Source organism: Sinanaerobacter sp. ZZT-01 (assembly GCF_035621135.1).
Classification (GTDB): Bacteria; Bacillota; Clostridia; order Peptostreptococcales; family Anaerovoracaceae; genus IOR16.
The window spans coordinates 1,089,429-1,103,767 of record NZ_CP141728.1; the positions used below are offsets into that span (position 1 = coordinate 1,089,429).

The 14,339-nt window shown below is 38.9% G+C and carries 5 protein-coding genes; 1 reads left to right on the top strand and 4 read right to left on the bottom strand.

What is annotated here, in order from left to right:
• Nucleotides 1-274: 274 nt before the first annotated feature.
• The gene (locus U5921_RS05365) at nucleotides 275-10,099 is read left to right on the top strand and encodes an S-layer homology domain-containing protein (protein ID WP_324825438.1); all 9,825 of its coding nucleotides are present in this window, start codon (nucleotides 275-277) and stop codon (nucleotides 10,097-10,099) included.
• Between the two features lie 187 nt (nucleotides 10,100-10,286).
• On the opposite strand, the gene U5921_RS05370 is transcribed toward U5921_RS05365, so the two are convergent.
• From U5921_RS05370 to U5921_RS05385, 4 genes are all read right to left on the bottom strand, one after another.
• Nucleotides 10,287-10,796, bottom strand: a complete 510-nt coding sequence (locus U5921_RS05370; RefSeq protein ID WP_324825439.1) for a hypothetical protein — start codon at nucleotides 10,794-10,796, stop codon at nucleotides 10,287-10,289.
• A gap of 207 nt (nucleotides 10,797-11,003) precedes the next feature.
• Nucleotides 11,004-11,819, bottom strand: coding sequence for an alpha/beta hydrolase (locus U5921_RS05375; protein ID WP_324825440.1), 816 nt, complete (start codon nucleotides 11,817-11,819; stop codon nucleotides 11,004-11,006).
• A gap of 249 nt (nucleotides 11,820-12,068) precedes the next feature.
• A complete protein-coding gene (locus tag U5921_RS05380; protein ID WP_324825441.1) occupies nucleotides 12,069-13,055 on the bottom strand; it encodes a hypothetical protein in 987 nt (328 codons plus the stop codon).
• A 74-nt stretch (nucleotides 13,056-13,129) separates the two neighbouring features.
• On the bottom strand, nucleotides 13,130-14,323 hold the full coding sequence (locus U5921_RS05385; RefSeq protein ID WP_324825442.1) for a D-alanyl-D-alanine carboxypeptidase family protein: 1,194 nt from the start codon (nucleotides 14,321-14,323) through the stop codon (nucleotides 13,130-13,132).
• Nucleotides 14,324-14,339 lie beyond the last annotated feature (16 nt).

Here is a 14,339-nt window from a genome sequence, read left to right on the forward strand (position 1 = left end):
GTTTATTTACAGAAAAACGGACTGTAGTATTTTACTGCAGTTTTTTTTATTGTACAAATTTAACTTTGTGCAATTGATTGCAGTATCTAGATCATTTAAAAGAAGAATGTATCTTAAAAGACAACAATTCAAATATAATACAGAGAAAACGGACTGTAGCATTTTGCTGCAGTTTTTTTTATTGCTTTTTAAGAAAAAGGCAATGATTTCAGTGTAACGCATTTGCGATAACATAAATTTTTCAAAGCAAACGAAGGGAGTGTGCAGAACAACAATGAAGAAAAAAGTTTTAGCAATGTTTTTGACATGGATGTTATGTCTAAATTTATTGCCAATAGTAGCGCTGGCGGATACGATAGAAAGCAATGTGTCTGCAGAAGTAGTTGAAGAAGACTCCGGTTCTACTGTAAGTAGCGAGTCGGAATCAGAGTCAGAAGTCTCAGAGTTGGAATCAGAATCGTCGGATCTGGAAAAAGAATTAGACCTTCAAGAAGATTCGAAAGACCTATTCATTGAGGAAGGTATATCTGAAAAAGAGAAGCAGAAGCAGGAGCAGCCGCTGTCTATTAAGATGGAAGGCAAGGATGCTGTGGATGGTGAAGCATCTGCCAAACCGGAGCTGAAAGACGGAGTGTACCAGATTGCAAATGAGGAGAATTTAGTGTGGTTCGCCGAGTTGGTAAACGGTACTCTTACAGATGGAACGTTACAGGACAAAGGTGCAGGAGCCGTTTTGACGGATGATATCCTTCTCAGTGATGATCCTTGGGTTCCTATGGGAAATTATTCAAATCAGTATACGGGAATTTTTGATGGAGAAGGACATACCATCAGTGGCATTCGCATCGATGTTTCGTCAACCTATCAAGGGTTGTTCGGGTACATAGGCAGTGCCGGTGCTGTAAAAAATGTAACCGTGGAAGGAAATATATCAACGCAATCTAATTATGCAGGCGGTATCGCGGGCTACAATGCCGGAACCATTGAAAGCTGTTGCAATAAGGCAACGATTACTTCAACACAGAAGTATGTAGGCGGAATTGCGGGCAGTAACTACGGAAAAGCTAATTCTTATGCAAAAATAACAGGCTGTTATAATGCAGGTGCAGTGACAGGTAATTCTAATGTAGGCGGAATTACCGGACAGAACAGATATGCTGATATCAACAGCAGCTATACTCTAGGGGAAATAGAATCGTCCGGCTCTAACACCGGTGGTGTTGTAGGATACGCCTATACCGGAACAATTTCCAGCTGTTACAGCACCGGAACCGTTAAGTCAACCGGAACCACCAATGTAGGTGCGGTGATTGGATTTTTATATCAATCCTCTAATGCAGCTTTAGAAAAAGCCTACTATCTTGAAGGAACTTTCCCTGTAGGGATCGGCAATGACGGAGAAAATTCCAATGTCAGTGCGAAATCTTCGGCTAACATGAAAACCGACAGCTTTGTTGCTGATCTCGGGGGAAGCTTTGTTTCCGATACCGTCCCAAATAAAAATAACGGTTATCCAATTTTGGGATGGCAGGACCCTAATGCAAAGTACATTGTTGCTTTTGAAGTGGATCAAGAGCAGGCTAAGGTTGCAGTAGTAGACAGCCAGGGAAATCCGGTTGCCGCTGAAGCAGGCGGAATCTATAAGTTGAGTAACGGAAGTTATTCGTACACTGTTTCAAAGGATGAATTTAAAACAGTAGATGGCAGTTTTAATATCAGCAACGGCGGAAAAAAAATCTCTGTAAATTTAGAGATTAAGACCTATGCTGTAACTTTTAAGAATATCACTCCGACAGACTCAAAGCTACTCGTTAAGGATTCAACAGGAACAATAGTAAATGAGAGCGGCCTGGTATATCATCTGCCAAAGGGCAGCTATACATTCACTGTTTCTAAATTTGGATATCACACAGAAGAAGGAAATTTTACTGTAAGTGGTACCGATATAGAGATTCCTGAAATCGTTCTTACTGCGTCCGCTAGAAGCACGGTTACATTTGATATTTCTTTTATTGATGACAATCCGAAAGCCGTTGGGATTGTATCGGTAAAACACGAAGAAGATGTGCAGGAAAAGAGTATGGACGGAAGCTATAGCCTAGCTGACGGCGAATACGCTTATTCGATAGCTTGCAATGGCTATAAGACCATCATGGGGAGCATAACCGTAAAAGGAGAAGCACTTCATATCCAAAAGACCATGGAAATACGGATCGTATGGAGCGGAACAGCAGAAGAGCCTTCCACGATCTCAAAGGATGGAAGCGTTTATTATCAGATCGCCAACGGTGAAAACCTAGCATGGTTTTCTAATTATGTAAATGCCGGAAATGTAACGGCCAATGCTCTTCTCACAGGAAATCTTGTTTTAAGTGATGAGGAGCAGGATAATACTTGGTCATCCATAGGCAGTTACTCAAATCAATACGCAGGAACATTTGACGGGCAGAACTATACAATTACCGGCTTAAAAGGTTCAAATGGACTTTTTGCGTATAGTAATACAGAAAGCGTCATAAAAAATATCACTGTTGAAGGAATCATAACCCAGGCAAGCAGCAATATCGGCGGCATTATGGGTTCAAATTACGGTAATATCAGTAATTGCTCTTTCAGCGGCAGTATTGTTTCCACCGGACAGCGTGTGGGAGGTATCGTCGGAAATAATGCAGGTGGAATGATTGAAAATTGCGCAAATTATGCGGATATAAAAACTTCCACCACTTATTATGCTACCGAGCTGGATGCAGGAGGTATCGCAGGACAGTCATCGGGCATTCTTAAAAATTGCTATAATTTTGGAACCATCACAGGCTCTTGTCCCGGTTCAGGCTGCGGAGAAATAGGCGGAATCACCGGAAACTCAACAGGAAGTATACAAAATTGCTACAGCATTGGAACCCTAACGAAAGAAAAAGATTCCATGGGTAAAATAGGGGCGGTAGCAGGTGCTTCTTCCGGAAGCGTCAGCAATTGCTATTACCTGACAGGCAGCTTCAGCACAGGTCTGGGCAGCGGTACGGGAGATGCCATAGCAAAGACTGCAGCAGAGATGCAAGATGACACGTTTGTGATCATGCTGGGAGACGCTTTTAATAAAGATTATTCCGGCGATAAGGCAATCAATCAGGAATATCCGGTCTTAAAGTGGCAGGGTGGATTAGAAGCCGGAGGAAATGCAAGTGTGGAAGCAGTTGCAGCCGACAGAAATGCCCTTCAGCTGGAACCGTTGGTGATCGAAGAAGCAGGAAGCCTAAATCTTCCTCTCACCGGAGAGCATGGAACAACGATTTCCTGGTCCAGCAGCAACACAGAGATTATCACTCACAATGGATTGGTAACCCTTCCTCTATCAGGAAGCATAAAGATAACCCTGACTGCAACGATTACAAGAGGAACTGCTTCCGATACAAAACAATTTGAATTGACGGTAAAATCGCTTGATGAAGCAACTAAGGATTATCTGGATCGGGCAAATAGTTCATTAAATGGTACGCTAAAGGTTTTGTCTCCTGCATTTGGAAACGATACAAATGTTGTTGCCATGGTTCAGGAAAAGTTGAAGGATTTAGGTTTTTCTGATGTAACAGCAACCATCGTCGATAATGTGGATGAAAGGTATATCGCTTCAAATGGAGACATCACTTATTTCTATGCAGATCCGGAATTGACTAATTCCATGAACTTCGGACAAGTCAACAACTTAAAGTTTACTTTAAGAAAAGCACAGCAAAGTGTTAATTTCTCTGTAAATGCAATCATTCGATGGGATAGAGATAAGGTGATCCAAACGATGACGGAACAGGTTGTTGACGCTCTTACCTTTGACTTGATAAAAGAACAAAATACAGATATTGATGCAGTTACCAAAAATTTAACCTTGCCACAGCAAGTAAATGGAAAAGCGTGGGCAGCGATCAGCTGGGAATCAGACAGTACATATATCAACATTATAAAGAATAACAGCGAATTGTTTGGTAATTTTACCGGTGAGGTCACAAGGCCTCTGGAAGATATAAATGTAAACCTAGTTGCTACGATAACTTTTAATAAGACTAGCTCTGGGAGCGAAGACGAAATCGTTCTTAAGAAAAGATTTCACTTGGTGCTGCAAGGAGACAATTCTGTCGATTGGCCAGCATACATGCAAGAACAATTAACTAAAAATTATACAATTGATAAATTGAAGATTTCTTCGAGCGGCAAACAAATTGATCCGAAAAATGTTACAGAGGATATCCAATTACTTACCGCTAGAAATACCGGAATTGAAAATTACAATGACTATAAGTTTACTGTATCGAGCAGCGATCCGAGCAGCGTAAAGATTAATGGCTACCGTGCGATTGTATACAGATCTCTTCCAGGTGATGCAGCAAAAACCGTAACACTCACCATATCTATGCAACGGAAGAATACAGACATTACAGTAACTAAGGAGTTCACCTTAAATATCCAACCTCTTACTCAAGGAGAAATCAATAAAGAGATCGCACTGATGGAACGGGTAAAGGCCAATTATGCAGCAGGTATTCTTGACGGAATGCATGCGGAGCAGGTAACAAAAAGTCTTCATGCATTTAAGGAGTGCTACTTAGATACAGATGATAATCTGGTTTGGGTATATGATATTTCTGAGTGTACAAACGAAGGAATTGAACCTTATGATTTACCAAAGGAAGGATATGATGAATCTTATAATTTATATCATTCAAGCAAGCCAAAGCTCATTCAGCATGAAAATTTAGTATTGGCATCAACGCCAGACTATGATACTGAGGTTGTCATAACAAGTAATCTGCAGAGCAGCAGATTCGCAAAATATGCAGAGAAGTACCCTGATAATGTAGATCTGAAAAAGCTGGTAAATCAACTGGTAAAAGCAACTGTCACAGTAAGGGGAAGCCAGGGAACTGAAAATCCAAACGAAGGTGAGATCGATGCAGAAGCAAATGTACTGATTAGAGCTCAGGCAGAAGGTGCTTTTTTAACCGTTCCTCAAAACATCAATGTTGCATATGATCTAGCCGAAAGCTACGGCTATATTGATGAAGTAGAAAATCACGTCTCTGCTTTGGACGCTTTAGTCAAAGAACATGAACTAATCTTTGGAGACGCATTTACCAAAGAAACAAAAAGTGAATATTTACAGGTAAGTTCCAATGGCAGCATTTCTGTTATTTTCGGGATCGACACTTCAAATAATGGATTTTCTATCAACGGAAGAGCTCCGAATGATGGAATCTATAACGAAACGTATCAAGGGTATACCGGCTACACTGTAAATCAAGCACAGATAAAGGACCGTGATATTGTGGAGTTCTTTATTTATCGCGACACTACAGGGTATTCAGATTATTACACATGGTTTGAAGAAGGAAACGAAATAGAAGCAGCAGCAAATGTTCCTTTCAATGTATCTTTAAAAGGGTTCTGTTTTGCGTACTATGGTATGAAGGATGAGAATGAAATAAAGAAACAGACGGAAAATATCTCGGGGGCTCAGTTGTATCTTGTCAACGAATATGGAGCATTGACAGCAATTGAAAACGCAGTGACAGACAGCGATGGAAAAGCAAGACTCACGTTATCGGCAGGCTCCTACTATATTACCGCTTCCAAAGAAAGTTCAACCCCAATCCTGTTACCTCTTTCAAAACTGGTAATAACAGCAGGAGAAACCTTAGAAGATAAGAAAACATCAGCAATTGAAGAGTTGACAAATTATAAAAACAGCTCCGATTATCGCGAAGAGCAACAACAGGAATTAGAAACTGCGATTGTCAAGGGAAAAGCATCCATTAATCATGGGGAAACCTTTGAGCAGATAAAAGAGGCTCTTGCAGAGGCAAAGAAAGAAATCGATACCATTAAGACGGATGCACAGCTGACTATAGAGGAGAAAGTGGAAAAAGAACAGGAAGCTTATAATACCATTTATAAGAGCTTAAAATCTTATAATGGCGGAACCGCATCTGAAATAACCATCACGATTCCTTATACAGGAACGGCTAGTGAAATTGAAAACAGTTTGATCGGACTATACTTAAACGTGTTATTTGAGCATCCTGAATTATTCTATGTCAGAACGGAATATCAAATTGAATTCGAAGGAAACGCTGCAATCATAAGACCTTCGATCATTGAAGATTTTAGAGACACGGAATTCCTTACAATCGCAAAGAATAAACTGCAGGCAGCTTTGGACTCGGCAGCAGAGAAATGTATTTTTTCTGATATGACCGATCTAGAGAAGCTTCTGGCACTTCACGACTGGCTTGTTGAACATTGTCAATATAATAAAGTCGGTCATCTGACAGGTGCTGCAGATCAAATGAATGCTTACACAGCATACGGTGCTTTAGTAGACGGGGATGCGGTATGCCAAGGATATTCTATGGCTTTGAATTTACTGCTTCAAAAAGCAGGTGTAGAGAGCCACTATGTAAGCGGAAACGGACATGCATGGAATGTAGTGAACCTTGCAGGAAATTGGTATCATGTAGATTCTACCTGGGCAGATGAAACACCGGACAGACCAGGAAAAGTAAAGCATAACTATTTCTTGCTGAGTGACGAAGAAATAAAGGATCAAAATTATCACAGCAAATGGACAACACGATATGACATCAAGTGTGCGAAATCCTATAATGGAGATGCTCCATGGAAAAACAGTACGCTACCGTTTGTATACGATTCTAAAGAGAAGGCTTTTTTCAATGTAGAAAATCAGATTCATGCAACACAGTACCGTAAGATCCGCTTTGATTCGCTGGGTCGTGCAGATGTGATCATTCTACAAAATCTTACACTGAAAAACATTCTTGCTCAGGCAGAATACAACGGAATTCTTTATCTGGTGGATAACACCGGTGATGTGTATGCCTATGATTTAAAAAACAAAATTAAAAAATTGATATTAGATGAGACAACAGGGATTGATCCCGGTTATGGACTTCTGATAAGAAATGAAACATTAATTGTCAGAGCCAATTACGCAGATGTGGAAGAGCTGGAGCTTTATAAAGAAGAAGTAAGTTCGAACAAGCCAAGCAGAGTTGTAACTTTCTTACCGGCTCCCGGGCAGTTTGTAAACAAAACAGAAATGCTTTATAATGCTTACCCAGATCCAAATGTGACGCTGGAAAATCCCCTTTCGGAAAAAGTAGTTTCATTAGGAGCATATGGCGGATACATTGTATATGAATTTGATCAACCTATAACGAATAGCCCAAATAACCCTTATGGAATTGACTTTATTGTATATGGAAATGCTGGCAACGGAAAAAGTGAGCCAGGCGCCGTTATGGTTTCTAATGACGGTGAAAACTGGTATGAATTAGCAGGAAGTGAATACTACAATGCAAATACAAAGAAAAACCTTGCCATAACCTATACAAATCCAGATACTTCATTTAAGGGCACCGTTGATGTCCCTTGGACAACTTCGGATAAAAAAACCGGATATATCTACAAGAATGGTAACCATACACAAGCATACTATCCAAATCCAAAGCTCTATAACGCATATAATAAGGGCGTTGCTGCAAATTCAAAGTACTCTGATAGCACACTTTCCTTTGTAGGAAACATGATCCAGGCAGAAAAGACACCTTCCTTCGGCTATGCAGACTGCCATAAAACAGGAAGCAATCATATCGCTGTTAACCCATACGCCTATGGAATTCAAGAGTATAATGGCGATGGGATGGATCTGGATTGGGCTGTTGATAAAGATGGCAATGGTGTGCAAATTGATCGTGCAAAATATATTAAAATTTATACGGCTGCACTTGAAGATAACGGAATCATGGGAGAAACCTCTTCGGAAGTAGCCGGAATCTTTACAGCGCAAAGCCAAAAATCTGCGGTGGGAAAAACAAATAACTTAAAAGAACTTGTAATCAACGGAGAATCCATAGCGTTAATCGACGGAACCTACCATTATATCTACGATGCTACAGATTTAAAAAGTTTAATGATTACAGCAACTGGCAACAGCTCAGATAATATCTTTATCAATAATAGAAGAATCTCTTCCGGTACAAGCTCTGAGCCACTCGCTTTAGCAGACAAAGTCAGAATCATTGTTCAGAATGGAGAAAAAGAACCACTTATCTATACCATTCGTATCATTGGGGCAAATATCGGAGATCATTCAGATTATCAGTTGAAGCATTATCTCTCAGACTTAATCGTTACAAAGCTGCCGGATAAAACCGTCTATAAATTGGGAGAAAGCCTCAATACTAAAGGAATTGCCCTAAAGGCAAAATATATATCAGACGGCGCTGTTGTATTAAAAGATATTGATACCGCTGCCTGCACGATTGAAGGATTTGACAGCAAGGTAACAGGTGCTCAAAGTATTAAAGTATCTCATTATGAAGATTATTATGATGACAATGATAACTTTATCAAGAGGATAAATACTTCCGCTATTTTTGTTATAAATGTGATCGATGAAAAGCAGGAAAATCCAATAGAAAAAGAACAATCCGTTATTTTAACGATTAAAGGAGCAAATGGAAAGACTTGGACCAGCAGCCGCTATGTCATTGATCCAGGTGTCACATCAGTTATGGATGCACTTAAAGCAGTTTTAGCCCTTAACGGCACAACCTATACGATTAAATCTGGTGATAAATATGTCTCCAGTATAGACGGGCTTGGTGAATTTGACTTGGGTAAAAATTCCGGCTGGATGGTAAAAGTAGATAATTATCTAATCGATGTAAGTGCAGCTGACTGGAAATTAAATGGAGGTGAAAAAATCCTTTGGTTCTATACAGAAGATTGGACTAAAGTTTCCGGTACAAAAGGCTGGAATCCAGAAGAAACGGTTACAGAGGAAACCACTAATGCAGAAGGAACTACCATAAGCGGTAAAGCCACAGCAGAAGCTAAAACAGATGCACAGGGAAAAGCAAGTGCAGTTATTGGCGCAGAAACAGTAAAGGATGCCATTGCCAAGATGCTAAAAGAAGCTGAAAAAATTAAGAAGCAAGGAACTTCCGCTAATAAAGAAATCATTCTTGAGGTTCGATCGGATTCAAAAGCCAATAGCGTTGAAACCACGATTCCTCAAGCAGCAGTTTCCGAGCTTCATAACAGTGTAGATACGGTAAAATTATCGACCTCTGTAGGAAAACTTTTCTTTGACAAGCATTCTTTAAACACCCTGTATAAGGAAAAGGGAGATCTAAAGATTACAATTACAAAGAAAAGTGCAGAAACGGTACGAATCAATGCGGCAAACATTTCGGAGAAAAGCAAAGAGCAGATTAAAAAGGGTCAAAGCTTTGAAGTCTCAGTAGTAGTGGGCACAAAAAAAATCTCACAGTTTGATAGTAATCTGGTTATAAAGCTGCCTTATCAAAAGCTTGCAAATCAAAAAAAGGAAGCAATTGTGGCTTATGAGATAACCCGCGAAGGCTTGTTGAAACCGATTGTAAGCGGGAAGATGGAAGCGGATGGAAAGACTTTCACAATAACAGCAGATCACTGCTCAACATATATCATTGCACATAATGATGTAGGCTTTCTGGATATACAAAAGCATTGGGCAGGCAGCGACATCACTTATCTTGCGTCAAGAGAGGTAATCAAGGGCATGAATGATTCAACGTTTGAACCGGATGAAAATATAACAAGAGCCCAATTTATACAAATTCTGGCCAATCTGTCGGGTTCAGATTTGAATGAATATGAGGATTCAAAATTTGATGATGTAAGCAGAAAGGCATGGTTCACAAAATCAGTATCATGGGCTGCTGATACCGGCCTTGCAGCTGGATATTCAAACAGTGATGGGTCAACATCCTTTCATCCTAATGATACGATTACAAGGCAAGACATGGCAGTAATCCTTTCCAGGTATTTGTCAAAGATTGAAAAGAAAGAACTGCGCGGAGGAAACAAAGAAGTAAACTTTACAGATAGAAATCAGATTGACAGCTATGCACAAGCAGCCATAAAAGAACTGCAGAAAGCAGGTGTTATTAATGGAAAAACGTCAAAAACGTTTGTTCCAAAAGGGAATGCTACAAGAGCAGAATGTTCCAAAATGATTTCTGTATTGATGCAAAATTATTTATAATTAAATGTTATACAAAGAGGATATTTTTATATCCTCTTTGTAGTTTTTGCCATTCTTTTAAACAATGCTTAAAGTGCACTCGCCCAAATCAAATATCCAAAAATTCCATGAATAATATACTTCATATGTTTCTCCTATGTGATGCAGTTTCGTGTTAAAAATGTTGGCAGCTTGCTTCCATATTTATTTACTTTATCCTGCTTTGTATCCATCCTCTATTAAATCGAATCATTGAACAGCAAAATCCCAAATCTAATATAAAAACTTGAATGAAAAACCACGGATCAAACAACATTTCACACCCAGCAACAATAATTCGTTGTGCGAATTTTGGATCTTCATTAAACGGATCAAATCCAAACCAATCATACAGAAAGAGAGTAATCGTTTCAAGTATTTCACTCCGGTAAGCAATGCTTATATAAATTAAAATCAAATTAAATCCTATAAGAAAATAATAATATGTTTTTTCAAAAGAAATTCTTTGATCATTGCGTCTTCTTCCCCAATATATACCAAATATAAAAGCGCACGGTATTATCAGAAGCAGAAAAGGAAAATATTCCGGGTCAGGCGAGTACAAATTAAGAGAGATACCTTCTCTCATGAATAAAATGCTTTGCATTACAAAAATAATGAAACTTAAAATATATAACCCGATATATCCTAAAAAGTAAAAACGAAGTGATTTTAACATAAACGCGTCTCCTAATTCTGTTTAGACATTTTACGACATTATTCGACTTTATCAAGATTCAAAAACTTCCTCTTACTTGAAGCGGTTCTGTACTGCTTCATCTCAAAATAAAAGAAGGCAAGAAAAAACTTGCCTTCTTTTATTTTATTTAAATTTAATTATACATGTCCAACGGCTTCCAAATTATAAAGTATTATTTAGAAGCAATTACCCAATAAACTCCTTCACTTCTTTATTGAATTTGTCAGGGTCTTCAAGCTGCAAACCATGTCCGCAATTTGGAAATCCAACCACCTTGGAGTCTTTTATCATTTGATTCAAATATTCACTATTCTCTTTCGTATACAGTAAACTTTCTTCTCCAAATGTAATCAATGTAGGAATGGTAATCTTTGGCAATACTTCACGATAATCTTGCGCACTCATAGAAATCCACATGCGAGTCATAACGGTGGAAGAATTCTTATAGGCCTCTCCGTAGTTCCATTCAAGATCTTCTTTGTTTTTGCAGCCTGATTTCGCATAAATGGCCGGAACAAATGCATCTGCAAACCCCTTCCAGTCTTCATTCATTGAAACCATCGTACCAAAGTTGTCTTCCATGGTGAATTTTCCATAAAGTCCAACCTTGTATGCATCATCTGTGATCAGTTTCGCTGTCATGTCGATGATAACCATTTTATCAATGCCATGCACGCCAAACTGTTTCACATAATCAAACATGATATGAGTACCCATCGACCATCCAATTAAGGTAATCTCTTTTAAGTCTAAAAAATCAATCAGATTTTTTAGATCCTGCGCATATCTTGAAATTGTATATCCATCATCAGGCACTTCTGATAACCCATGCCCTCTCAAGTCATAATAAACTACTTTGTAATCTTTAGACAGCTCCGGTATTTGTTTTTTAAAAAATAAATGGTGAGCGGACCATCCATGGATAAGAACGATCGTCTTTTTTCCTTCTCCTTTCGTTTCATAGAATAACTTCACATTATCGTCAGTCAAAAAATACGCCATTATAATCCCTCCTGTTCATAGAATATACCTTTGCTTTATTCATAACATTTATCATCCTATGAAGCAAGCAAAAGTTAAATAAGTTGTCCCTTTTTCTTTCATTCACCTATTGATGAATTCATATAAAATTTCCTTATTATTCTAATCCATTTACTCGTTTTTATTCATGTATTGTCTCAAGATACACTTCGATTGTCTTCTACATGAAAAAAGAATCCGGTGCTATCACTCCGGATTCTCCAATTCTGTTTATTCCTTTCTCTGACATTTACACATCCTTATAGTCTCTCCTGCATCATTGACAAACGAGCAGGCTCCGCAGATCCCTTCTCCGCAGCAGATACGGAAATTATTGCTGTTTGCAAATTTTGCTTCTGGTAACGTTTTACGTACCAAAGCACCAATCGTATCCACAAAATAGTCTGAAGCAAGCACACTAACACAATCGTAGTTTTCTTTCTTTAACAAACGAAGCAAATCTTTCTGATCCTCCTCATTATTCAAAGTCAGATATTTGATCGTCCCCAGTTCATCGCTGCAATTTATCTCTTCTTTTACATCTCCGATTTTATATTTCCCTTCTAGGTAATCATGAATCAGCTCTGTGCTTATTTTTTCAGTGTCCAAAACAAAATCCACTTTATTTTGACGGCGCAGTGCATTTGCGGTTAAGATTGCCGGAGCAACTCCGATTCCTTTTGCAATCAATAATATTTTTTGCCCCTTTGTCCTTGATGGTCGAAGTGCACTGACTCCTTGAATTCCATTTCGATATACCCCTCGCAAGATAAAGCGCTCCGATTCTTCCAGCAATGCCTTTGTTTTCAATGCAATGATCTTTACTGCAACATGAATGGTTCCCTTCTCTACATCTGCATGCATGACAGAAATCGGCAAATCATAAAAATGGCTGCTCTCTCTTCCTCTTAAAAAAACATAGGAGCCGGGATGACTTGCTTTAATTGCAAATCCCTTTCCTACGTCTAATACAAAAATAACCAAATCATCCAGATAGAATTTTTTTTCTAATATCTTTGCTTCAAATTCTGCTCTAGGATTATTTACTTTCCGATTCCCCTGCACAAATTCATTATATATGCAAACGCCACGCCAATTGCAATCGCAACAATCCTTGCCTTGCAAACGGCTGCAAATCAAGCAATCACCTGTAAGCGCGAGATAACAAGGGCAATTTTCAGTTCCCGCATCAATGCAATCATAAGTATTGTAGTTCATTTAGATGCCCCCTTTTTTTTTTACTACAATACTAAAATATTGAAGCGAAGTGAAATTGGTGACAACACTTCCCTTTAAAGTGCATCAATATCTTCAAGAAAATAGAGAGGAACGGAATGTACATAAGCACCGTTCACATATACATTGAGCATACCCGCCTCCTGCCATCTACGTACCGGAGCTTGGCACTGAAAACCCAGCACATATTGAATGCTGACTTCTGCTTCTTCATTTTCCTTCAATACCGGACATAAAACAGGCTCTTTTGTTCCAACATAAGCGTATTCTTTTACTCCGCCTTCAACCGGAATGGTTTTTAAGCGCTGCTGTTTTTGTGCAATGGTTACCTGTTCATAGGAATCATATACTGCATCCATTAACTGATAGGAATCTTCAAACCAATTCGGATCGTTCATAACCACACAAATCAGTTCCATTTCCCCTCGTTTTGACGAAGCGACCAAGGTTCTTCCTGATGATTTCGTATAACCAATCTTAACCCCGGTACCACCCTCATACTCCTGCACAACTTTATTTTTATTGTAAAACACATTAAATTTTCCTTCTCCACGTTCTGCAGTCCAGCTTTTTGATGCTGCAACCTCTTTAAACGCAGGATTCAGCATGGCTTGTCTTGCGATCAATGCCATATCATAGGCTGTTGTATAATGCTCATCGTCATACAGTCCGTTTGGATTCATAAAGTGTGTATGTTCGGCACCGATTTCTCTTGCTCTCTCATTCATTTCTTCTACAAACGCCGCGGCACTTCCTGATATTTTTTCTGAAATTGCAATCGCTGCATCATTTCCCGATCGAAGCATCAAGCCATACACCAAGTCTTTTAACGATATTTTTTCCCCTACTTCGAGATAAATGGATGATCCTTCTACACCGGATGCTGTCTTTGAAATCGTAACTGCATCATTTAAATCACCTTGCTCAATCGCAAGCAATGCCGTTAAAATTTTTGTAGTACTGGCAGGGTATACCTTCTCTTGACTTTTTTTTTCATAAAGTACCATTCCTGAATTTAAATCCATTACAATAGCAGTCTGTGCAGAAATTTCCGGTTCCTGCGGAAGTTTCATAACCGAATTACCAGATACTTGTTCCTCCGTTGCTTCTCTCGGAGGAACCTCACGAAGCTTCCCTTTTGTGTTCTTGTCTGTTTCCATAAACTTCGCACCAAAAATAAAAGCTCCTACTATAAGGACCATGCTCATGGCTCTTATTAATAATTTTTTTGTATCCCTACTTTTAAGCATAAAAAAAATCTCCTTT

What these genes read in the sequence shown, in the direction of transcription:
- U5921_RS05375 (WP_324825440.1), bottom strand. Translation starts at nt 11,819, where the DNA reads ATGGCGTATTTTTTGACTGACGATAATGTGAAGTTATTCTATGAAACG.
- U5921_RS05365 (WP_324825438.1), top strand. Translation starts at nt 275, where the DNA reads ATGAAGAAAAAAGTTTTAGCAATGTTTTTGACATGGATGTTATGTCTA.
- U5921_RS05380 (WP_324825441.1), bottom strand. Translation starts at nt 13,055, where the DNA reads ATGAACTACAATACTTATGATTGCATTGATGCGGGAACTGAAAATTGC.
- U5921_RS05370 (WP_324825439.1), bottom strand. Translation starts at nt 10,796, where the DNA reads ATGTTAAAATCACTTCGTTTTTACTTTTTAGGATATATCGGGTTATAT.
- U5921_RS05385 (WP_324825442.1), bottom strand. Translation starts at nt 14,323, where the DNA reads ATGCTTAAAAGTAGGGATACAAAAAAATTATTAATAAGAGCCATGAGC.